Raw genomic sequence first — 23,196 nt, 5'->3', positions numbered from 1 at the left:
ATGAGCATCGCTTAAATAATATTATTTTAAGTTAAACCAGCCAGTAATTGAGTATCTTGCAGCACGAGCAAATGGAGTTACATAAGAAACAGAATGTGGTAATTGCACATCAAAAAGGGATAAAACATTACTTTTAGGCATAAACGTCTCTGTCAGCTTCCCATCCATTTCATAAAAATGTAACAGACCACCCCAGTCTGGGTGCCACTGTGGTGTAAAACCAAATACAAAAGCGATTGCTCTTTGCTTTGCAGGAAGTACATCATTATGTCGTGTCAAAAAATTTCCTGGCACATAACGTGTTAATTGCACACTTGCACTTTTTAAACCCTTTACACCTGTAACATCACTAATCAATTTTAAAACTTCTTGGCCATTAAGATAATTAAATAGCTCCTTTAGTAACTCATCTTTTTCATTCTGAGTTATTTCATATCGCCCATAAAAAAAGCCAACCCCTTTACTCGCATTTTCATAAATAGTCTGCTGAAGCGCTCTCATTTTATCGGGAGACATATTTTTTAATTCATCATCTGATGATTGAATGTATTGGCCATTTAAAGAATATGCATTCAAATAAGGGATATTGTGTTTTAATTTTTCTGTAATTTGAGATAACCCATCAAACTCTAAAACACTATCAACCATAATTCTCTTATTTTTAGAGTATTCCCTATTTAAATTAACTACATCAATATTTTTATTTAGTTGAATCATAAATATTCCAGAAATAAAAAAGCCACTAAAAAGTGGCTTTTAAATAAAGTTTAAGTTTCTAAGTTATTAGAACTTAATTGTAGCTCGTACATATACAAAGCGATCCATATTAACGTCATACTCTGTTACAGAGAAGTTGTTAGTTGAGATTGCAAAGTCATTGTTAGTGTATTCACGAGAAGGTTCTTTCGCGAATAAGTTCTCAATACCTACACTAAGTTTAGTGTTGTAAGCGTCTAGCGCATAACCTACAGATACGTCATGTACAAAGTAAGAACCAATGTAATCAGCCATACCTGGGTAGTTTTCTGCGCCATACAATACATCATAGTTGTTTTGCATACGGTCAACATAACGTGTTTGCCAATGCGCGTCAAAGTCGCCTTGAGACCAATCTAAAGCAAATGTACCTTTGTATTCTGGGTAACCTGCGTCACCGAATTGAATACCAACTTGGTCATCACCGTCAAACTCGTTTGTCATAACATAAGACAAATCAAAAGATGTTCTGAAGCTACCGTACTGAGTATCAAACTTGTATGCAGTATAGAAATCTATACCTTCTACGTTGTAAGTACCCGCATTTTGCAAAAAGTTACGTAAGTCGACGATATTACCGTTAGCATCACGGTCAATGTAATCACAAGAAGATGCATTACTTCCTGAAGTACACTCGTTCAATATACGGTTAGAACCGTAACGGCCAATTGAATTTTCAACTTCGATATCGTAGTAATCGATTGTGAATTCTAAACCATCAACATAGCTTGGGTTATAAACAATACCAAACGTTTTAGATTCAGACTCTTCTGGTAGTAAATCTGGAGAAGAAACACGAGTTTCACGGATCTGCGTATTAGCTTGCGTGTAACCATTTGGTACGCCAGCACAGCCAGGTAGGCTTGGAACAACACCTTCTACAGAGTTACACGGATCTGTTAATGTAGGGTATGCATCTGCATTACCTGCGTATAAGTCAGAAATTGAAGGAGCTCGGTAACCTTCAGCCCAAGTACCACGAAGAAGTAAATCATCCATTGGGCGGTATTCAACACCTACTTTAGCAGTAGAGTTGCTACCATATGCGCTGTGGTCAGAGAATCTAATTGCTGGTGCAATAGTTAAACCATCAAATACTGGAATTGAAAGCTCTATATATGCTTCATCTAAACGGAAACCACCTGAAGTTGCATCACGTTGGTTACCTGAAGTCTCACCACTTTGAGTTAGTGGATCAGGCGTATCGTAACCTGACTCTTCACGACGTTCAAAGCCAACAGCCATGCCTACAACACCTGCAGGTAACTCAAATGCATCACCAGAAAAGTTTACTGTGTAATCTTTAAGTTCTAAACCTTCACGAGAAACACTGTCAAACGTTACAAAATCAACCATATCTTGTGTAATTGAGCCAGCACCACCAAATAGGTTAAGAGGCACACAAGAAGTAGATGCATTACAGTTGTCACCTAATGCTTGGTTTATACGAGTAAGGTTAAGTAGACCTGTTGTTAAAACGTCTTGGCTATTCTTACCATAAATGTAAGAAGCATCCCAAACCCAAGATGTATCACCGATACCGCCTTCTAAACCAACCATTGCACGGTAAGTTGTATCATTTTGTTTGTAAATACGGTTACCCGCTTCTACAAAACGACGTTGACCAGCAAATGGGATATAACCTTCTACACCTGAGCGAGAAGCATCACCATAAAGTGTTTCACCAAATGGGTTGTAGATATTATTTTCGTGTATGTCTACTCGGCTAGCTGCTGAACCAAAAGATGCACCAATTGTTAATGGCATCGCGGCAAGTAACTGAGACGATTTACGGTTTGTCATCATGAAATCTGATACAAAACGAACGTCATCACTTAAGTCATAAAAAGCTTGAACATAAAAACTGTTACGCTCTTGTGGCGTTGCAAGGTAGTTTTCAGGCGCGTAGTTATAAACATCACCAGCTCGGTCACGGAATGAATCTAAACCTACAGCTGAACCTGCACCGTTAGGGACTAAATCAAAACCAGCGTTTGACTTACCAGCGTTGTTTTCAGTATAACCTTGAGCAAGTAAGCTATCACGAAGATCAGTGCTGATTGCACTTGAAGTAAGACGTAAACGGCCTTTTTCAGTTGTAGAACTGTTACCCATCGAAGAAATGTCGCGATCACCTGCCCAAATTTCTTGTTGAGTTACATGGCTAGCATTGAACATTAATCCACCGCGGTCTGAAGTAGTACCAACAGTGATGTCTGCAGAATACTGACGACCATCGTTATACTTTAAGTTTTCACCACCGTATACCGAAACCTCAACACCTTCAAAATCTTTACGAGTGATGATATTTACAACACCAGCAATAGCATCAGAACCGTATATAGCAGAAGCGCCGTCTTTAACAACTTCAACACGTTCAATCGCTGACGATGGAATTGTATTTAAATCAACTGTAGAACCTAAAGATGAAACCCAACGCTTACCATTTACTAATACAAGAAGACGTTGTGCGCCTAAGTTACGTAAATCCATGTTTGTTGCGCCAGTACCACCATTATTAAAGGCAGTATTAAGAGCGGCACCCGCAGCTGGAATTTGTTGAAGAATGTCACCGATGCTTAATTGACCACTAACATTTAAATCATCACGGCTAAGAACCAAAACCGGGCTAGCACTTTCTAAATCAGTACGTTTAATACGTGAGCCTGTAACTTGAATACGTTCTACTTTTTCTACGCCTTCTTCAGCAGCGATTGTACTTGCTGAAAATGCAGCTGTTGATGCTGCACCAAAAGCAATCGCTAAGCGAACAGCTTTTGTTACTTGATTATTTAACATTTGATTCTCCCAAGAATACATTTTATTAATTATAATTTTCAATCTAACGTGATGGCAAAGTGTTACCAAACGCTACAATTGTGTGATGAATGATAATACCAGTGAAACAACAACGTCAACAATCAATTAACCTTAAACCCTTTTAAATTACAAAAAAAACTTAGACACACAATTAAATATCAATCACTTAGAAAAACAAAAAGACATAACCAACTGTTTTAAAAGCAGAAAAAAATAAGTAAAAAGGTTCAATTTAAATTACATAAAATAGGGAATTATTAACAAAACAACATGAGGGAATCATAAATTTTAACAAAAAAAGAGAAAAACACTTCATCCCACATCAAAGTAGGTTAAATTTCATACAAAAAATATGACTATTTAAATACGAAAACTGTAAAGTAATTATAAAAATGAAAGTTGAGCCCCTTGACATTCAATTTCTTTTAAATTCAAGGCATCAAGTACCATTTGAGCGATAGGTGTTAGCTGTTTTTGTATGTAAACCGAATAATTTAAATTATTTGAACCATTGTATAATTGCGCCCCATCATCAGAATAAACATATTCAATAATTTGACCTCGTTTAATTTCAAAATCAGGATTACTAGCTTTATACTTTTTAATCGCTTGCACTTGGGGAGGAACATTTTTTACGTAATCATTTAGATTTTGTCCTAACTTTTTACGGTATATTAACTTTTCATCGAATTCACCTGCGAACAATCTTTTGGTGTAGTCACTTATAATCTCGTGAAGTTGTTTTATTTCAAATTTTTCATTAAATAAAGTTTTGAATAACTCTTTTTGAAACTCTTGTGCAAATTCGGTCCAATCGCTGCGTACGGTTTCCATTCCTTTAAATATAAGTTCAGGCATCCCATTTTTTATAATTTGTCCTACGTAACGTTTTTTTGAACCCGTTTTTTTACCTCTTATTGTTGGCATAAAAAATGGGCTATAGTGGGTTTCAAACTCTATTTCTAAATAACTAGTAAGCCCAAAACGGTCCTTAATATCGCAGCTCCATTTATTATTAATATAGAGCGTTAAATCCTTGCCTATTTGATTGCAACTCAGCGCACTTAGCTGATCGTCAGCTTTTACAAAAATAGAGTCTGTATCGCCATAAATTACTTCATAACCTAACGTTTCAATCCATTTACGGGTTGTTTGCATAATTTCATGCCCACGTAATGTTATTGAACTCGATAATCTTGGATCATAAAATCGACACCCCTTAGAGCCAAGCACGCCGTATAAGCTGTTCATTATTATTTTTATAGCTTGCGATAACATTGGCTGATTTGTGTCTTTTGCCCTTTGCCGTGTATGTGTTAAATGCTTAATTAACGACGGTAAATGGTGTTCATTTCGTGAAAAAACGGCTTCATTAAACCCTTCAATTGCATTTTCAGGTGAGTCTAACCCTTTAATAAGCCCAAGAGGGTCAATACAAAAAGTTCGCATAATTGAGGGATATAGGCTTTTAAAATCTAAAACAAGTATATTCTTATAAAGCCCAGGCATTGACTCCATTACATACCCACCGGGGCTTTCAAACGACAAACCGTGATCGCCTAAATTTGGCGCAACATACCCGCTGCGATGTAGTAATGGCAAATATAAGTTAGTAAATGCAGCAACCGAGCCGCCCATTCGCTCAAGCTCAAGACCGGTTAACTGAGTCCTCACTATAGCAAATTCAAAGAGTTGTAACTCTGCAAAAATCCTATTAACGAGTATACAATCTTGTCGGTTATAAGCTGCTAAGTTGAGCTTATCTTCATTAAATTGACGAACAATTTCACTTAAACGATTATCTGCCTGAATTAGTTTAGATTCACCAAGGACTTTATAAGAAATGTTCGCAAGCGAATAGTTATCAAAGTGATAAGTGGCATTTTTTAAGGTATCAATGCCATCTATAACGCTTCGCCCAGGTAAGGTGAGGCGAGTGTAATGCCCTGTTTTTATATTTAAAGGCTGCTGATCCCGGCCAAAATTAAGCGTTATCCCTAGCGCCTCTGCCCGAGAGTTTAACACTGTAAAATCAAATTCAATGACATTCCAACCCACAATAATGTCAGGATCATTATTATTGATATACTGCTGTAGCTTTTGTAGTAGATTAATCTCGTCAAAGCACCAATCAATATTAAATGGCTGATTATGCTGTTGAGGCTCACCAATCATTAATACAGTATCAAGGCCATTTCCTACCAGCCCAACCGAAAACAATACGCCCTCACCATTACACTCAATATCTAATGAAAGCGATTTCAGCGTGGGTGTATATTCAGGGCTCGCTTTTAATTTAGCATTGCTAATTAAAATAAAGCCATTTTTTTGAGATACTTCACCCGTAACCCATACCCCACCTTTAATAAAACGTTCCATTAAAAAACGATCGCTGTGGCGTATATCCGCTTCGTATATACTTATGTGCTTTTCAAGTAATGTGCGTGCTTTGTAAAGGTTACTTACATCATTAAAATAACAGCCTATGCACACAACACCACTAAAATGGCGCATTTCTACCGTTTTAAAATTAACACTTATATTTTCTTTATTTAATATGCTTTGTGCAAAATTGTGTTCATCTTGTGGGATAAAAAAAACAGCTTGCTGGTTTTCAATTAGTACTTTAATTGGGCCATTGTCAGATACGAGCCAGTAGCAAAGCGTGATCCCACGCTTACTCTTAGGCGAGTATTGTTGCCTTGATAAAATAAAGCCCTGATAGATTGCTTGTGTCAACGTACGATCCCACTTAATATATACACTGTAATTATATACATACTTTAGGTAAATCATCCCATGCTTTCTGACTCACTAAAAAAAACAATTAGGCAAGTACACCAGCATGTGGCTAATAACCTAACTGATTACCGCCCGCGAAGTAGCCAAAACTACCTTGTTGCCGAAATAGCAAAAACACTCGCAGGCGACTATCACAAAAAACAACGCATATGTGTTATTGAAGCAGGCACCGGTACAGGTAAGTCTCTTGCCTATTGTTTAGGTGCATTACCACTGGCCTTGGCACAAAAAAAGAAACTGGTTATTTCGACTGCTACCGTTGCACTGCAAGAACAATTAATAGCAAAAGAGCTCCCGTTTTTTAAAAAGCATTCAGGCCTCGACTTTAAATTTGATTTGGTAAAAGGTCGTCATCGTTATATTTGCGCTCACAAACTACACAATGCTGTTAATGGCGATAGCCAAACACAAATGGATTTTATGCCATCGCTTACTTCACCATTGAGCGCAATGGAAACCAAGTGTTTAAATGAGCTATATAACGCCTATGTGAATAAAAAGTGGCAAGGCGATAGAGACAGCTGGGCCGATACTGTACCCGATAGAGTGTGGAACTTAATAGCGTGCGATAAACATTCGTGTCAGCGCCAAATGAAGGCCCATCAAACGTGTCCGTTTCAGCTTGCTCGTAATCAATTGATGCAAATGGACGTACTGGTAATTAATCACTCATTACTACTTGCCGATTTAGACTTAGGCGGCGGTAAAATTTTACCAGAGCCCGACAACACCATTTACGTTATTGATGAAGCGCACCATTTAGCACATATAACACGCGATTTTTCATCTGCTGCTGCCACAATAAAAGGCACAATAGAATGGCTTGATAAGCTCACTAAGTTTAGCGGAAAAATGGCGAAGGTTTTAGTGGGGCAAAGAGCCATTGGGCAAAACTTTAAACTTTGCGACAGTATTAATGACGCAAATAAAGATTTAAAAGTAGTTCGCGATATTCTTGATAATGCCGACTTTGAATACTCAAAAGACGATACTTATCGCTTTGAACACGGTGAGATCCCAGAATCGCTGCACAGTAAAGCTAAAGACATAAGCGAAGCCACGCAAGATGCACTGCGCTGTTTAAACAAAATGCACGACACCCTTACCCAAGATGTAAGCGACGGCGATATAAAACCGTACGTTGCGGACCCAATACTAGGCGAAAGTGGCCAATACATAAACCGGTTAGAACAACTAAACAAACTTTGGTTTAGTTACGCAAAAAAGGGTGAAGGTACACCTCATGCACGGTGGATAAAACGCCTTGAATATAAAAGCCATCACGACCACTTATTAAGCGACTGCCCTATCGAGGTCGGTTACTACTTAAAAGATAAATTGTGGCGAGAATGCGCGGGCGCTGTTTTGTGCTCAGCTACATTAAGTGCACTGGGCTCGTTTGATCACTTTGCTTACGAAACAGGGCTTGCTAAAGAAGAAGGCGTTAAATTTATTAAAGTACCTTCTCCTTTTGATTACCCAAAACAAGCCACTTTACGTATTCCTGTATCTAAAGTAGAGCCAACCGATAAAGACTTTAGTGACCACTTAGCTAAAACATTGCCAGAGTACCTAAATGATAAAAAAGCGAACCTTGTATTATTCGCTTCTTACTGGCAAATGGACCACGTAACAAAGTTTCTTAGAACAAAAGGTTTTAACTTATTAGTACAAGGTGAAATGTCGCGAGAAGCGTTACTTAAATTACACACCAAAAATGTAGACGAAGGCAAAGGCAGTATTTTATTTGGAACACAAAGCCTTTCAGAAGGTCTTGATTTACCAGGTAAATATTTAGAGAACTTAATAATTACTAAAATTCCGTTTGCTGTACCTACTTCGCCGATAGAAGAAGCGCAAGCAGAATTTGTACAAAGCAAAGGTGGTAACCCGTTTTTAACGATTACCGTGCCAGACGCCGCAAAGAAATTGGTACAAAGCTGTGGTAGACTGCTGCGAAAAGAGAGTGATGAAGGCTGTATTACTATTCTCGATAGGCGCTTAGTTACTAAGCGATACGGTAAAGCCATGCTCGACACCCTACCACCTTTTAAAAGACAAATAGATTATTAATGTTTGAACTCGCACTCGATCCAACAACCTGGGCTGTTTTATGTGCTGTTGCACTTGCCGCAGGTTTTATAGACGCTATCGCCGGTGGCGGTGGCATGTTAACTGTACCCGCTTTATTAACTGCTGGTTTGCCTCCACATTTAACATTAGGCACCAATAAACTAGCAGCAAGTTTTGGCTCGTTAACGGCAAGCTATACATACTATAAAAAGAACTTATTTAGTCCTAAGTTTTGGGCTGCCTCTATTATTGCTACCGCAATAGGTGCATTGATAGGTACTGTTATTGTTGATCATTTAAGTATCGACTTTTTAAACAAACTACTTCCAATTATTATTATTTTAGTTGCTGGCTATAGTTTATTTGGTAATTTAAGTACCACCGAAGGTAATAAACTTCCTAAACTAAACAAAGCGATGAAAATAAAACAATGGCTACAAGGTTTAGCATTAGGCTTTTTTGATGGTTTAGCAGGCCCAGGTACGGGTACTTTTTGGACTGCTTCTAATGGCATGCTTTACAAAATGAACCTGCTACTCAATTGTGGCTTAGCGCGTTCAATGAACTTTGTGTCTAACTTTATATCGTTGATAACCTTTGTTGCACTCGGCCATGTAAACTTTTTACTTGGCATAACAATGGGCTTTTTTATTATGCTAGGCGCATGGTTTGGGGCGCATTCAGCAATACGTTTTGGTAGCAAATTTATTCGTCCAGTCTTTAATACTATGGTTATACTTTTAGCATTAAAACTAATTTACGAGGCTTACTTTTAATATGCATTCAATGGCTTTAGATAAACTACGCCAACAAGTTGCAACGCTAAAACAACAAGCTGAGCAATTTGATAAAGCTAAACTTTTTTCTAAAAATCGTTACATGCAAGCGCAACCTAGCTTGTTTGACCGCGCAGTTTTTAGCACAAAGAGCATGAACCTAGTCGATTACGTAATAGAAATAGAAGACGAAGTGTCAAGGTTACCGCCAAGCGAACATCGTCATGCATACACCTACGCACTTGAACGTATTGCAGCTCAAGTACAAGCCGTATTCAACGTTATTAAATCAACGCCTATTTGGGTTAAAGAAAATAAAAGCCATTATAAACCTCGCCCTAAGCAAACCGTTTACAAGCAAGCTGTGCAAAAAATAATGCAATCGTCGCATGAGCTTTACGACGAATTAAAACAAAACCATGAGTTTGAACGCCGTTTAGTGCTCATGATTGAAGAGCGAAAAATGCAAATGGATAAAGCCTCGCCTGCTAAAGCACAAAAGCTTAACCTTGAAATATTAAGCACACACGCTCGATTAGGCCGCTGCAGAAAAGCAATTTCTGCCACCGAAGATAAAATTCAACAAGTCGAAAAACAACAATTACGCTAATGCAGCTTTTTTACCACCCGCTATATTCTGCTTTAACGCTTCCTGAGCGCCATCGTTTTCCAATACAAAAATACCAAAAGCTTAAAGCAGAAATTGAAGGACTAGGCTTAACTCCCAATAATTTTACTTCACCTATAAAAGCAACGCCTGCTCAGCTTTCGCTTTGCCATAATCAAACTTATATAAATAACTTTTTAAACGGCACGCTTAGCAATAAAGCCATAAAAAAAATGGGCTTTCCTTATTCAAATGAATTGGTAGAGCGCACATTACTATCAGTTGGGGCAAGCATCCAAAGTAGTGAACACGCGCTAAAACATGGTTTTTCGGCTAATTTAAGTGGTGGCTATCATCATGCATACAGTGATTACGGTAGCGGTTTTTGTATTTTTAACGATCTAGCTATTGCAGCAGCACATTTAATAAATACAGAGCAAGCCGACACTGTTTTAATTTTTGATTGCGACGTACACCAAGGCGATGGCACAGCACAAATCACTCAAAATCATGACCAAATTATTACCTGCTCAATTCATTGTGAGCAAAATTTCCCTCGTAATAAACAGCAATCCACTTACGATTTTGCATTACCCGCTAAAACAACCGACGCTGAGTACCTCACTACATTAAAACAAGCACTCGATTTTTGCGTGCGTATTCATAACCCCGATATTATTTTATATAATGCTGGCGCAGATATTTACGAAAAAGATGAGTTAGGGTTATTAAATGTATCGCTCAATGGCGTATATAAACGTGACTTTTTTGTTCTCAATTTTTGTAAACAACAGAAAATACCACTCATGTGCAGCCTTGGCGGTGGTTATCAACGTAATTTAACCTCATTAGTTAATGTACATAAACAACTATTTAAAGCCGCTATCGATTTATAGTAAGCCTTGGTATAAACTCAATTAAATGGATTAACAAAGAGTGATAGGAATATGCGATTACATGACGATATACACAACTTTTACGAAAAAATTGTTCTAGAAGAAATAATTAAAAGAAAACTTGATAGACAATACAACGAAGATGTAATGGCTGACTTTTGCTGTACTGTACTAAACCAACTGCCACCAAGATATATTCGCTATGACGTAGACATGGCATTTTACTTACCACAAGCCGAACGTACACATATGGAAGAACGCGTACAAACTGCGATTGATGTGGCTATTAGTCAAATTTCTAAAAAGAAAAAGCACCATGACCAACCCACTTGATCAAGCTCCAACATACATTAAACTTGCAGTAGATTTAATTATGATATTAGAGCAACACGATGTTGCTCCAGAAGAAGTACTAAAAGCACTTGAAATAGTTAAAAGCGACTTTGAAAAGAAGCGAACCGAAAGTTAACTTTATTTAGCCTGCTCAATTGGATAGGTAGTTACAGTCTCTTCGTATTTCTCACAATTAACTTTTCTTTATTAACCTTGGTTTATTATTTTTATGTGTCAGTTCCGAATATGGCTTACACCATTTATAAACCCTGTTACTCTACAAGCTAACCAGTATAATTAAAGTACTATCATGACCTTAGCAAGCTTACTACGATTGTTTTTTTTGGCCGCTATTTGGGGCGCTTCTTTTTTATTTATGCGAATGGCAGCTAACAGCTTGGGGCCTGCAGTATTAATTGAGTTTAGAGTAGGCTTTGCTGCAGTTACTTTATTTATTGTTGCTTTATATTTAAAACGCCGTTTAGCGTTTATCCAGCATAAAAAACACTTTTTTATTATAGGCGCGTTTAATTCTGCTCTGCCGTTTTTATTTTTTGCTTACGCAGCCCAAACTATTAGTGCATCCACACTCTCTATTTTAAATTCTACAACACCAATATGGGGTGTTGTAGTTGGAATTTTATGGACAAAAACAAAGCCCACAAAAAGTATGGTGCTTGGTTTACTGCTTGGTTTGATAGGTGTTGCAATACTTGTTGGGCAAAATCATTTTGTATTAAATAGCCAATCAATTTTAGCCATAGTAGCAGCATTAAGCGCATCACTTTGCTATGCCATTGCATCGCATTACACTAAAAACGCGCCTAAATTGGCCCCATTCGATAACGCTCATGGCTCAATGTGGGCTTCAAGCTTTATGGTATTACCGCTTATCTTATTTATGCCAATACGAGAAATACCAAGCACCAACGTTATGCTAGGTGTACTCGTATTAGGAGTAGTGTGTACCGCACTTGCTTATATTTTATTTTTTAAATTAATCGACGATATAGGCCCTACATCGGCGTTAACAGTCACGTTTTTAATTCCACTATTTGGCATTTTTTGGGGACATTTAATTTTAGATGAGCAAATTGGGCCAAATACTTTACTCGGCGCATTATTTGTAATTATAGGTACGATGCTTGTAACTGGATTTTTACCACGAAAAAAAGCACTTAGCTAAAGTAAGCTAAGTGCTTAAAATTGCATACTACTTCTTGCGTCAAGATTTACTGCTTATTCACTAATTTGGGATTGCTGAATAAGTAACAACAACTCAGCAGTAGCGGTTGCATCGGCCAATGCGCGGTGATGGCTCGTTAAATTTAAATTAAAATGCGATGAGAGATTGCCAAGCGAATACGACTTTAAGCCTTTAAACGCTTTGCGCGATTCAACCACGGTGCACATTTTTGGCATTTTAAAAAAGTGCCCTGCAACCTCGCATTCTTTTTTAATAAAGCCGTAGTCAAAGTTCACGTTATGGGCTACAAAAATACTGCCTGCGAGTTTATCTAATAGCGGCTTAACTATATCGGCAAATACAGGCGCGTTGTAAACCATACTGTCGCTAATACCGGTTAATGACGTAATAAAGCCAGGTATATGGCGCTCGGGGTTAACTAAGCTCGTCCAATTATCAATTACTTTACCGTATTGCACTTTTACAAGGCCTATTTCGGTAATACGGTTACCGCCTTTTAAGCCGCCTGTGGTTTCTATATCAACGATGCTGTAAACACGGTTTGGATCTACAAACCATTTAACCGCAGCAATATGTACTGTAAAGCCCACATTTTTTAAATTATCAATAGTTGTAAGTTGGTTGCGCCTAAGCTTATCGCCAGGGGCTTTTACCTCTTCAAAATGTACTTGGCCATTATTAATGACCATTAAGTCGGGATAGCCGTCTTTCAGCTGTAAATAATGTTTGCTCATGGCTGTTAAGTGCGCAATTAGCGCCTTAATAGGGCTGTTTAAAATAAGCGCCTCTAGTGGCTCTAATAAATTGCTGCGCCATCTGAACAAACCGTTAGGTTGCTCAAAGTATTGCGCTGCATGTTTGCATACTAGATTAAGTAATGCTTGCGACGTTTGGCACTGCGCTAAGCGCTCATTTATCTGTGTTTGCTGCGCTTCATAAAAATTACCAAGCCTTAATACTTGCGGATAAATATCAAACTCATTACATGGCGGATAAGGCGACTCCACAAATAACTCGTGCCAAAATACTAAACCAAACAAACTTTGCCAAAGCGTGTTTTCGGTATTAAATACAGCCATACCTTGGCGAGTATAATAATCGTTTACGCCCTGCTCTACTTCACCTCGGTACAGTTCATCAATTTCTAGCACGCACTGAGTGTCGGCAAGCATGGCACTTAAACGCGAACGTGTTTTTTTATTAAACTTACGCATTAAAAAATCGTCAGCAAAATACAGTAAATCATCAGTAAGTGGGTTTTCGATAATGGCTTCTAATCGAGCTTTTACCCACTCTTTATTGCCAAGCCTGTATTGCTCTCTTATTTGAATTTCTTGTGCTTCGCTATCATCCACACACCCTTCAAGTAAACTAAAAGCAAGTTCGCTATCAACTGTTTTTAGCTGCCTATAAAGCCTAACTAATAATCTATTTTTTAATACAACGGCAATTGCACCATGTGCAGCTTGCACTAAAACCTGCGACGCTAAATCGACGTAATCGCTCTCATCTGTAATATTTTTAAATGCTAACCGGTAACGGTTTAATAAATAGTTTGATTGCGATTCGTCAAGTGTTTCAAAACGTGACAAACTCTCGCTGTGTCCTTCGCGCGTAGCGGTTAAGCCTAAGTCTCGCATTACAAAACGGTTTTGATGATTCACATCACCACTGCTTAGTTTGCCTGCAAATAAAAACTCAAAATACTCGTAGTAATCACTGCGGTTGTTAATTACATACTGGCTATAAAGTGGCGCGAGCTCTTTTGGGCATGCTTTAAAAAATTCACGCGCAATATCCACCAGCGCGCCTTTAGCGGCGCTTTTTTTAAAGCTTATTTGCTCACTATAACTACTTAGCAACTCAACCAAAGAAGGCTTAGTTAAGTGCGCTAAAAGCTGCTGGTAATGCTGCTCGTTTGGCTCAAATAAAATGCCGGCTTTTTTTAGCGTATAAATAGCCTGATGCGGCGAGGTTATTTCTTCATAATTAAGCGATTGCGCCTGCACCAAATAAGGCTTTCGCGAGTACACACGCGCCAACATGCATTGGCTTTGCTCATCTAGCTGGTTAATTTTACTAATAAATTCGCGGTGCTTGGGCTCAAGTAAATGCATACATTTACTTGTTACAAACTCAATAAGCTCTCTAAAATGCGCTAAATAGTATTTTGCTGGTAATTCTTTTTTCATAATATCGCCATAACTGTATATAAAAACAGTATCTAGCATTTGTGCTTATTATTCAATCTTAAACTTGTAACTAAAACACGCTATAGTGAGCGTATAAAAGCAAATTCATTAAAAATAAAGGACTTACCATGAGCGCGCACCCATACGATATTTTATCACTCAACAACGGCGCAAATATTATTTTTACGCCTTGCCCAGGCACAAAAACACAAAACCTAGCTGATTCAATCGCTACATTAAAAGCTGCTAAAACTCACATGCTGCTTTCACTTATGCCGCAAAAGGAGCTTGAAAAAAACAACGTAGAAACAATTAATAATGAGTGCAAAAAACACGATATAACCTGGTTTCATTTACCTATAAATGACGACGAAGCACCAAAACAGCCTTTTATATCAAGATGGAACACCCACAAAACCGACATATTACAGGCCATACAACACAAACAAACCATTGCCATACATTGCAAAGGCGGTACAGGCCGCACAGGGTTGGTCGCTGCGCTTATTTTAAATTCGGCAGGTTACACAAAAGAAGAAGTATACAGCCTAGTACAAGGCATTCGCCCTAAAGCGCTTACTATAGAATTGCAAAAAGAGTACTTTAATAACTCTGAAGCGTGAAGCAGGAACTGGGCAAGATTTAGCACTATAAATAGTGCTAAAAACACTTTAATGCTAGTAATGATTTAGTGTTGATAACGCTTAACCATTTGTTATGTTACCAACACTACAGGCACACCGTCGCTTCACCCATATGAATACAACGATATAGACTTTTTGTAGTATTATTTTTAAAGCTAGGGCTTTGGCAGACTTTATGTGGCTTACCTATTTTTGCCTTAATTTCATCTAAATGTTGCCATGTTTCCATCGCAACTCTGTCATGCACAGCTAAGAAGTAGTCTAGTTTTTCTTTCGTGTAATACTTAGCTAGCTCCTGCTTTGAAATATACATTTCCAGTGCTTTTGACGAGTTGATAATTTGCAAATTGTCCTCGCAGGCCAAGGCTGTTCCTATTAATGAGCCTGCATTTTTATACCTACGCTCAACTTCAGTTTCATTTGTTACATAAGAACATGCGGATAAAAGTAGTAATGTTAAAAGAAAAAAATTCTTAACCTTTGCCATCGTCTCTCCTTTTAATGCCCACTTAAGCGGACAAAAATTGTTGACTATAATGTGTAGCGGAGCGAAACGTAGCCAACTATTTTTATTCCGTTTAAAGTGCTTATAGTTACTCCGTTCCATTAATTAATGTATTTACCTATCTCATTAATACATGGAATATGCTTCTGTTGATCACGAATATTTGAGCGGAAACAATCAATGTTTGTAACAAGACTTTCGGATCAACAGGAGTTATTTGTTTCAATACGCATACTCAGGGATTGTCGTAATGCCGACTATCTATAAGACCTGCGAGAAACACTATTAGCCTCTATTTATTCTTTCACTTTACCTCTAGGAGGCCCAAAATGGAAGCCTTTAACGTCTCAGATTTTGCTGCCCTTATCGGGATCGATTGGGCTGACCGTAAACACGATATTTGTGAAATAAATCGTGACACAAATACACAACATTTAAGTGTGATTTCCTCTGAGCCTAAGTCAATTAATGCATGGGCGCTTGAGTTAAAACAACGCTACAACGGCAGATCTGTTGCTGTCGCGTGTGAGCTAAAAAAGGCCCACTTATATATGCACTCAGTAAATTTAAGCACATTGTATTATTTGTGATTAACCCATCAAGTGTTGCTAAATACCGTGCCGCATTTACGCACAGCGGGGCTAAAGATGATCCTACTGATGCAATTATTCAAGTTGAAATCTTACAACTTCATATGGATAAATTAACGGTTATTAGGTCGGATTCAGAGGACGTTAGGTGTCTTGCGCAGCTTGTCGAATACAGACGTAAACTAGTACAAGATCGTGTTAATTTAACCAATAAAATAGCCACAACGCTAAAAAATTATTATCCCCACGTGATTGATTGGTTTAAAGAAAAAGACACTCAAATATTCTGTGACTTCTTACTGCGCTGGCCCTCTCTTGCTCACGCTAAAAAAGCGAGGAAACAAACACTACTCGGTAATCCCCCCATTTTTAATGGAGGCTATCTGTAGAATTTTCGTTGTTTAACTTTTCCAGTTTTTGTATGGGTGTTATTCCACCTATGCCCATGTTAGGGCGTTCATTATTATAAGTCCATAACCAATCGGTTGCTTTATCTTGTAACTCACTAATATCACTGTAAATATAATGACTTAGCCAGTCATACCTAACCGTGCGATTAAACCGCTCTACATAAGCATTTTGTTGCGGGTTACCTGGTTGAATAAATCGTAATTCAATATTATTATTTAACGCCCACTCTGCTAATTTATGGCTAATATATTCAGGCCCATTGTCACACCTGATAGCTTTTGGCTTACCACGCCATTCTATAATTTGATTGAGTGAGCGGATAACACGCTCAGCGGGGAGTGATAAGTCAGCATCTATTGTGAGTCCTTCGCGATTGAAATCATCAATCACATTGAACAAGCGACACGCTCTGCCATCCGATAATTGGTCGTGCATAAAATCCATTGACCAACATTCGTTAATGGCCTCAGGGACAGCCAATGGTTCAGGCTTCTTCCTTGTTAGACGTTTTCTAGGCTTTATTCGCAGATTCAACTCAAGCTCACGGTAAATACGATAAACGCGCTTATGATTCCATGTGTAGCCTTTAACATTGCGTAAATATAAAAAACATAAACCGAATCCCCAATTACGCTGACATTGGCTTAAATCCAATAGCAACGCTGCAATTTTCTCATTTTCATCAGACAGTTTTGGCGTATAGCGATAGCATGTTTCACTTATCATGAAAGTACGACAGGCTAAGGCAATACTCATTTTATTTGTGCTAACGACTTCATGAGCCAAGACTTTGCGCTCAGAAGCCTTTACCACTTTTTTGCCATTGCCTCCTGAATGACCTCAGATTTTAGCCGCTCTTCAGCATACATTTTCTTTAAACGGCGATTTTCATCTTCAAGCTCTTTCATTCGTGTCATTAAAGACGCATCCATGCCGCCGTATTTAGCGCGCCATTTATAAAAGGTTGAGTTGCCCATACCATGTTCACGGCATAGCTCAGGAATAGGCACGCCGCTTTCTGCTTGTTTTAAAATGGCAAGGATCTGACTGTCTGTAAAATGTGCTTTTTTCATAATTTTCTCCTGTGTTTACAATAAGAGAAAATTCTACGTTTGGCATCTATTATTTTTCGGGGGGATTACCACTCGACTTCTTTAATCAACATAATTCCCGCTACCCACTCGTTAATGAAAAGCGGATAAAAGAAATAAAAGATGCAGAAATTCTCACCGAAGATATGGCGGTGATCACGCCAAACTTATTACTTATTGAATGCCTCATTCCGCAACTTAAACAGCTAATGTTGGCAATAACACGATTTGATGACGAAATTAAAACACTTTATAAGCAACATACAGATCGCGCTATTTTTGATAGTTTACCTGGGGCGGGGCCACAATTAGCACCTCGATTATTAGCCGCTATGGGGTCAAATCGTGACCGCTATAAGTGCGCCGCTGACATACAAAAATACGCAGGCATTGCTCCAGTAACCGAACGCAGTGGCAAAAAGGAATGGATACACTGGCGATACTCATGCACTAAATTTTTAAGGCAAACATTTGTGGAATGGGCTGGATTATCTGTGCGTTATTCATTTTGGGCTAAAGCATATTATCGGCAGCAAGAAGCCAAAGGAAAACCTCATAATACCATCATCAGATCATTGGCATTTAAGTGGATACGAATCCTATTTAGGTGCTGGAAAACACATACGCCCTACGATGAATCAACTTACTTAACCGCATTGAAAAGTAAGGGATCACCGCTGTTAAAATTTGCGGTGGAAAGTGAGCTTTAGCGCTTGCTGCCACCTCAGGGCGTGTTGTTATCCTAATGTTCGAAGATTAAGACTACATTTATCTGATGCAATAACTATCTCTTTGAATACCATATTTTTATTAACATTATCACGAATATATTCTCTTGTTTTCATAGGCATCCTATACCCAAATATAATAGATTTAATCCACTCAGGTTGGGATTTAACTAACGCAAAGTCCTTAAAGTCTTGCTTAATAAGGTGCTTAGAATCATTACTTAACTTTAAACGAAATTCGTTTTCATATTCCCATTCATTTAATTTCACCTTTAGAGCATCCCACGCTTGAATACCTAATTCATCTTTTGATCTCAAATCTAGTGTTGATTCTATTAATTCTAAAATATCAATATTTGCTAATGCTTTTTTGTATGTAACCTTATCTGGGGTTACATAACTCTTATCCCATTCAATACAAAAACCATTATGCGAATTAGCATAATGAGACCACATTAAATTATTAGTGGGATTATCCGTAATGCAGTAAAAAAGGTAACTATCCAATATTTCATTCATTTTTGTATGAAGTAATTCAAAATTGTGCTTTGATTCTTTACCCATGTAAAGTTGTTTGAATGTTAGCTTTGAACTCCCAGAGAGCTTTTTATAAGTATTCCTTACGCGCGTTCGAGACGGTGTTCTAAACTCGACTCTCGAATCAAAAAGATCATTAAAGTTATTTCTCCTTGAAAATGTTACTTGATTATTAAACAAGTTTGTCAGGGAGTATTCTTTATCTAATTCTTCATGAGAATTGATTGGGCAATACTTAAAATAATTGTTCAAATTCCACACACTCTGAATAGAATTGGCATAGCAACTTAATCGACGACATTTGTCGTTTTATAAACCGACAATGTTCCTATATTCAATGCATTTACCTTAACCACCAAATAATCACTTGTAAACAATTACCTAACTTCCAATCAATTTATGTAATTGCAAAAGCACACTTAAAGGTACAGATCAGTAATATTGTTCCAACAGGCACTTCCTATACAAAGCATATTATTTATTAAAATTCAGTCTGTGTTATTTAAAAGGCGCTACTTAATTTCAAAGTATTGAATCTAACGCCTTTAAGCTAATACCTTTAAATTAAAACCTTTAAAAATGGCTCAATTTATACTCGCCAAACCCTTTATACCCGCACAAGCATATTCAACCATAACGCTTTACGATATTATGCTCCTTTGAATTTAAATTAACTTTCAGGGCTTATAATGACAACGCACACACCGCCTTCCCACTCAGCCAACACAGCTGAAAACACTTCTCTTTTTTACGTAATATTTATATCGGCCGTGGCTGCTATTGGTGGCTTTTTATTTGGTTTTGACTCGGGCGTTATTAACGGCACGGTGTCGGCGCTAGGTAATGCATTTAATTCAAGCAGTGTGGCTACGGGCTTTAATGTAGCGTCTGTGTTATTAGGGTGCGCCCTAGGTGCACTTGCTGCGGGGCCGCTGGCTGATAAGTTTGGTCGCCGTGCAATTATGATCATCACTGCGATTATTTTTGCCATTAGTGCTTTTGGTTCGGGCATTAGCGAAAGCTCTGTGGAGTTTATTTTTTACCGTTTATTTGGTGGTTTAGGTATTGGTGCTGCATCGGTATTGGCGCCAGCTTACATTGCTGAAGTTGCGCCACCAGCACTACGTGGTCGTTTAGCTACATTACAACAACTCGCTATTGTATTGGGTTTATTTGCTGCTTTTTTAAGTAACTACTTAATTGCTGATGCAGCAGGCAGCGCGCAAAATATTTTAATGCTTGATATAGCCGCTTGGCGCTGGATGTTTTGGGCTGAGCTTGTGCCTGCTGTGTTGTTTTTAATCGGTGTTTTGTTTATTCCGGAGTCGCCTCGTTATTTAGTGGCGCAAGGTAAAGTGGATGATGCAAAAGCGGTATTTAGTAAAATTTCGAACGACAACCTTGATGCGCAAATAAGCGATGTTAAAGGCTCTTTGCATAGCGATACAAAGCCAAGCATTCGCGATTTATTTATTGATAACAGTAAAAAAGTACACCCAATTGTTTGGGTGGGTGTTGCGCTGAGTGTATTTCAGCAATTTGTGGGTATTAACGTGGTATTTTATTATGGCTCTGAGCTTTGGCAAGCCGCTGGGTTTGACGAGTCGCAATCGTTATTTATAAATGTACTCGCAGGCACTACTAATATTGTATCAACCTTTATTGCCATTGCCCTAGTTGACAAGATTGGCCGTAAACCACTGCTATTAGTAGGCAGTATTGGTATGTTTATCAGCTTAAGCGCGCTTACTTATATATTTGGCAGTGCAGGCCTTGATGAAGCAGGCAAACTTGCACTTAGCGATAACATGGGTACGTTTGCGCTTATTATGGCTAACTTATTTGTGGTATTTTTTGGCTTAAGTTGGGGCCCAATTGTGTGGGTATTATTAGGCGAAATGTTTAATAACCGTATTCGTGGGGCAGCGCTTGCTGTTGCGGCTAGTGCGCAGTGGATTGCTAACTTTGCCATTACCATGACCTTCCCTATTATGCTGGCCAATATTGGCCTTGCTGGCGCTTATGGCTTTTATGCGTTATCGGCATTTATAAGTATATTTTTTGTTGTTAAATACATAAAAGAAACACGCGGTAAAACGCTCGAATCTATGTAATATCAATCTACATAGTCAGTAATGGCGAGGCTACTCGCCATTTAGCTACGAGCTTTAAAACTCAAATAATACACCCAATTGAGTTGTTTCATTGCGGCCGAACTCAACTTCAGTACTCGCATACGAAAGTGAAAGTAAAACCAGATCACCCAGCGGTACTTCAAATCTTACTTTATAAGTAAAATCAGTTCCTGAAAATTCCTCTTTTGCCTCAGGACCTGGGTTTAAAAAAAACCCTTGTTTAGTGTCTAATTCCCAGCGCGATAACCCAACCATCGGCACAACCCTAAAGTGTGTTGCTAAATCAAATGAATACCCTATCATTGCCTTAAATTCATACGTTTCGTAACTATCAAAAGTACCAAATAATACATCACTTGATGTATAGGCTAAATTAGCCTCTGTGACTACATTGTTTTCAAACTTATAACCGAGTATATAACCAAGCGAAAACCCGTCGGTGTCAAAATCTTCTTTTAAAATTGCAAAATCTTTATCTACTTTTATTTTTCCTGTACCAAGCTCAACGCCCATTCTTACTTGAGCCTCATTGGCATGTGTAGTAAAACTACTCATTAACAATGTAAATGCACTAAGTGTGATTATTTTTTTCATTTTATTATCCAATATTGAGTTGACCTTAAAACGACACTTTGTTGCTCCAAGGGTGTGTTCAATATATGATATTAAGCGTACCCAAATTAATCCACGGACATAACCGGACATTTTATGTATTGCGTTAGGAAACCTTTTGTCAAAATTGAAATCCCTCCTAAGCCGTAAAATATTTAATACCGACTTACAAGAGTGAAAATTGAACAATTCAAAAACTGCCCTTCTAAATCGAGGGCAATTACAGCAATATATAATAGAGCAATCGATAAAACATTTATGGCTTGCCAATCAAATAGGTGTAAGCGAAAAAACCCTTACCCGATGGCTTAATGGCTCAGTTACAAGAATACGTCTGAGTAATTTAAATAAGCTTGCGAGTGCTTTAAATTGTGAAAAAGGAAGCTTGATTGCCCGTTCAGAAGTGGATATTTACCCGAGTGAAGAGAACCGAGATATTTTAGTAAATGAATTGCATAACGATGGGCTTTTGTATGAACTAATGATGAGCAGTAAAATTAAGCTCGCTATTTCTTTAATTAAATCAACATTTCACTCCGCATTACCAAGCGCTATTGTGGCCAACTTCTATATTAAACTTGGTTATGCCGCGCTTATTCATCGTCAATATGAAAAAGCACTACAATATTTTGATAAAGGCCTTAATAAAGCAATTAAAGTGAATGATCTTCCGTTAGTGTTTTCTGCTAATTTAGGCACTGCAATTACTTTACTATTCTCTTGTGAGTTTAAAAGATCACACCATTATTTAGTAATATGTAATGCCACATTACAACACGCGAACCAAGAAAAGGCTCACTATTACAGCACAAATGCACTTTTCTATTTATATTCTGGTGATATAAACGCTGCAATCCAATCAGCTAATTTATGCTTAAACGAATGTGATATAACAACCGATTCAATAGAAAAGAATCTATTTAAGAGTACCGCTTTACAGCTGCTCGGCGCGTGTTATTTGTTACAAGGCGATATTGAATTAGCGTATACACTTTGCGCTGAATCACTAAACGTAGCCAATCTATCTGGGTATAATCGCTGTGTTGCGGTATCAAAAGGATACTTAGCCGCTATTCATTGCACAAACGCAAACTATGTACTTGCAGAGCAACTTATAGCCCAGAGTATTGCCTTAGTAAGTGACGAAGATATTGCACTACCGAGCTTGTTGTGTATCTCATTATTTATTTACCGAAACACTGGGAACAGTTCAAAATTCGCGGTTTCTTTAAACGCACTAAACAAAATTTGTAACACCGCTACAGTCCCTAACACCTTTGCTATATATCAACTTTATTTAATAAATATAGAGCAAGGTGAGATGCACAAGGCATCTGAAAAATTAACTCATATCGAAAACACACTAACTCAGCTCTCACTCCCGCTTTGGCAGCCATGGTTAACTAAGCTAAGCTAGTATATTTTCAATATGATAGTAAATCTCTTAACCAGAGTTCAGGTTATGTAGTTTTATTGCACTC

21 protein-coding genes are annotated in these 23,196 nt (G+C 38.0%); 13 read left to right on the top strand and 8 right to left on the bottom strand.

Features of this window, described 5'->3' with window-relative positions:
- Nucleotides 1-21 precede the first annotated feature (21 nt).
- The 3 genes from D172_RS06010 to D172_RS06000 all read right to left on the bottom strand — a co-directional run bounded on the left by D172_RS06010 (nt 22) and on the right by D172_RS06000 (nt 6,315).
- A complete protein-coding gene (locus D172_RS06010) occupies nt 22-717 on the bottom strand; it encodes a 2OG-Fe(II) oxygenase (RefSeq protein ID WP_033023796.1) in 696 nt (231 codons plus the stop codon).
- Nucleotides 718-783: 66 nt separating this feature from the next.
- Nucleotides 784-3,555: a TonB-dependent receptor plug domain-containing protein gene (locus D172_RS06005; RefSeq protein WP_007378186.1), complete on the bottom strand. Its 2,772-nt coding sequence runs from the start codon at nt 3,553-3,555 to the stop codon at nt 784-786.
- Between the two features lie 405 nt (nt 3,556-3,960).
- Nucleotides 3,961-6,315: a DNA polymerase II gene (locus D172_RS06000; RefSeq protein ID WP_007378185.1), complete on the bottom strand. Its 2,355-nt coding sequence runs from the start codon at nt 6,313-6,315 to the stop codon at nt 3,961-3,963.
- A 60-nt stretch (nt 6,316-6,375) separates the two neighbouring features.
- Between D172_RS06000 and dinG the strand changes: the two genes are divergently transcribed.
- The 7 genes from dinG to D172_RS05970 all read left to right on the top strand — a co-directional run bounded on the left by dinG (nt 6,376) and on the right by D172_RS05970 (nt 12,249).
- Nucleotides 6,376-8,451, top strand: coding sequence for an ATP-dependent DNA helicase DinG (gene dinG, locus D172_RS05995; protein ID WP_007378184.1), 2,076 nt, complete (start codon nt 6,376-6,378; stop codon nt 8,449-8,451).
- Entirely contained in the window at nt 8,451-9,227 is a 777-nt protein-coding gene (locus D172_RS05990; RefSeq protein WP_007378183.1) for a sulfite exporter TauE/SafE family protein, read from the top strand. Before dinG ends, D172_RS05990 begins: the two co-directional genes overlap by 1 nt.
- Nucleotide 9,228: 1 nt before the next feature.
- The gene (locus tag D172_RS05985; protein WP_007378182.1) at nt 9,229-9,837 is read left to right on the top strand and encodes a primosomal replication protein; all 609 of its coding nucleotides are present in this window, start codon (nt 9,229-9,231) and stop codon (nt 9,835-9,837) included.
- Nucleotides 9,837-10,730, top strand: coding sequence for a histone deacetylase (locus tag D172_RS05980; protein ID WP_007378181.1), 894 nt, complete (start codon nt 9,837-9,839; stop codon nt 10,728-10,730). Before D172_RS05985 ends, D172_RS05980 begins: the two co-directional genes overlap by 1 nt.
- A 51-nt stretch (nt 10,731-10,781) precedes the next feature.
- On the top strand, nt 10,782-11,063 hold the full coding sequence (locus tag D172_RS05975) for a late competence development ComFB family protein (protein WP_007378180.1): 282 nt from the start codon (nt 10,782-10,784) through the stop codon (nt 11,061-11,063).
- Nucleotides 11,047-11,199 (top strand): DUF2496 domain-containing protein, encoded by a 153-nt coding sequence (locus D172_RS21225; RefSeq protein WP_007378179.1) that lies wholly within the window; start codon nt 11,047-11,049, stop codon nt 11,197-11,199. Before D172_RS05975 ends, D172_RS21225 begins: the two co-directional genes overlap by 17 nt.
- 174 nt (nt 11,200-11,373) lie before the next feature.
- Nucleotides 11,374-12,249: a DMT family transporter gene (locus D172_RS05970; protein ID WP_007378178.1), complete on the top strand. Its 876-nt coding sequence runs from the start codon at nt 11,374-11,376 to the stop codon at nt 12,247-12,249.
- A 53-nt stretch (nt 12,250-12,302) separates the two neighbouring features.
- Here the strand turns inward: D172_RS05970 and D172_RS05965 are convergent, their stop codons facing one another.
- Nucleotides 12,303-14,501 (bottom strand): exonuclease domain-containing protein, encoded by a 2,199-nt coding sequence (locus D172_RS05965; protein WP_007378177.1) that lies wholly within the window; start codon nt 14,499-14,501, stop codon nt 12,303-12,305.
- Nucleotides 14,502-14,590: 89 nt separating this feature from the next.
- Here D172_RS05965 and D172_RS05960 point away from each other — a divergent pair, with 89 nt between their 5' ends.
- Complete coding sequence (locus D172_RS05960; RefSeq protein WP_007378176.1) at nt 14,591-15,085, top strand: dual specificity protein phosphatase family protein; 495 nt, start codon at nt 14,591-14,593, stop codon at nt 15,083-15,085.
- Between the two features lie 106 nt (nt 15,086-15,191).
- Here the strand turns inward: D172_RS05960 and D172_RS05955 are convergent, their stop codons facing one another.
- Nucleotides 15,192-15,593 carry a hypothetical protein gene (locus D172_RS05955; RefSeq protein WP_058230542.1) on the bottom strand — a complete coding sequence of 134 codons (402 nt, stop codon included), beginning with the start codon at nt 15,591-15,593 and terminating at the stop codon, nt 15,192-15,194.
- 347 nt (nt 15,594-15,940) lie between these two features.
- Between D172_RS05955 and D172_RS21680 the strand changes: the two genes are divergently transcribed.
- Nucleotides 15,941-16,201: a hypothetical protein gene (locus tag D172_RS21680; RefSeq protein WP_058230541.1), complete on the top strand. Its 261-nt coding sequence runs from the start codon at nt 15,941-15,943 to the stop codon at nt 16,199-16,201.
- Nucleotides 16,198-16,590: an IS110 family transposase gene (locus D172_RS21675; protein WP_058230540.1), complete on the top strand. Its 393-nt coding sequence runs from the start codon at nt 16,198-16,200 to the stop codon at nt 16,588-16,590. Before D172_RS21680 ends, D172_RS21675 begins: the two co-directional genes overlap by 4 nt.
- Here the strand turns inward: D172_RS21675 and D172_RS05940 are convergent.
- Nucleotides 16,571-17,685 (bottom strand): IS3 family transposase gene (locus tag D172_RS05940; protein WP_150115556.1). Its coding sequence is split into 2 segments (ribosomal slippage): nt 16,571-17,433 and nt 17,433-17,685, totalling 1,116 coding nucleotides; the frame shifts between segments, so codons are not numbered across the junction. The genes D172_RS21675 and D172_RS05940 overlap by 20 nt on opposite strands.
- An 11-nt stretch (nt 17,686-17,696) precedes the next feature.
- Here D172_RS05940 and D172_RS05930 point away from each other — a divergent pair.
- Nucleotides 17,697-18,413: an IS110 family transposase gene (locus D172_RS05930; protein WP_007378963.1), complete on the top strand. Its 717-nt coding sequence runs from the start codon at nt 17,697-17,699 to the stop codon at nt 18,411-18,413.
- Nucleotides 18,414-18,440: 27 nt separating this feature from the next.
- On the opposite strand, the gene D172_RS05925 is transcribed toward D172_RS05930, so the two are convergent.
- On the bottom strand, nt 18,441-18,995 hold the full coding sequence (locus D172_RS05925; protein ID WP_150115555.1) for a DUF2971 domain-containing protein: 555 nt from the start codon (nt 18,993-18,995) through the stop codon (nt 18,441-18,443).
- A gap of 662 nt (nt 18,996-19,657) precedes the next feature.
- Between D172_RS05925 and D172_RS05920 the strand changes: the two genes are divergently transcribed.
- Nucleotides 19,658-21,082: a sugar porter family MFS transporter gene (locus D172_RS05920; protein ID WP_007378965.1), complete on the top strand. Its 1,425-nt coding sequence runs from the start codon at nt 19,658-19,660 to the stop codon at nt 21,080-21,082.
- Nucleotides 21,083-21,136: 54 nt separating this feature from the next.
- Here D172_RS05920 and D172_RS05915 read toward each other — a convergent pair whose 3' ends face one another.
- Nucleotides 21,137-21,697, bottom strand: coding sequence for an outer membrane beta-barrel protein (locus D172_RS05915; RefSeq protein ID WP_237113693.1), 561 nt, complete (start codon nt 21,695-21,697; stop codon nt 21,137-21,139).
- A gap of 199 nt (nt 21,698-21,896) precedes the next feature.
- On the opposite strand from D172_RS05915, the gene D172_RS05910 reads away from it, so the two are divergent.
- Entirely contained in the window at nt 21,897-23,132 is a 1,236-nt protein-coding gene (locus D172_RS05910; protein WP_007378967.1) for a helix-turn-helix domain-containing protein, read from the top strand.
- The last annotated feature ends 64 nt before the right edge of the window (nt 23,133-23,196 follow it).

This window comes from Pseudoalteromonas sp. Bsw20308 (assembly GCF_000310105.2).
In the GTDB taxonomy this organism is placed as follows: domain Bacteria; phylum Pseudomonadota; class Gammaproteobacteria; order Enterobacterales; family Alteromonadaceae; genus Pseudoalteromonas; species Pseudoalteromonas fuliginea.
The sequence above is the reverse complement of the archived record's forward strand: the minus strand, read 5'-3'. Positions and strand labels throughout refer to the sequence as shown.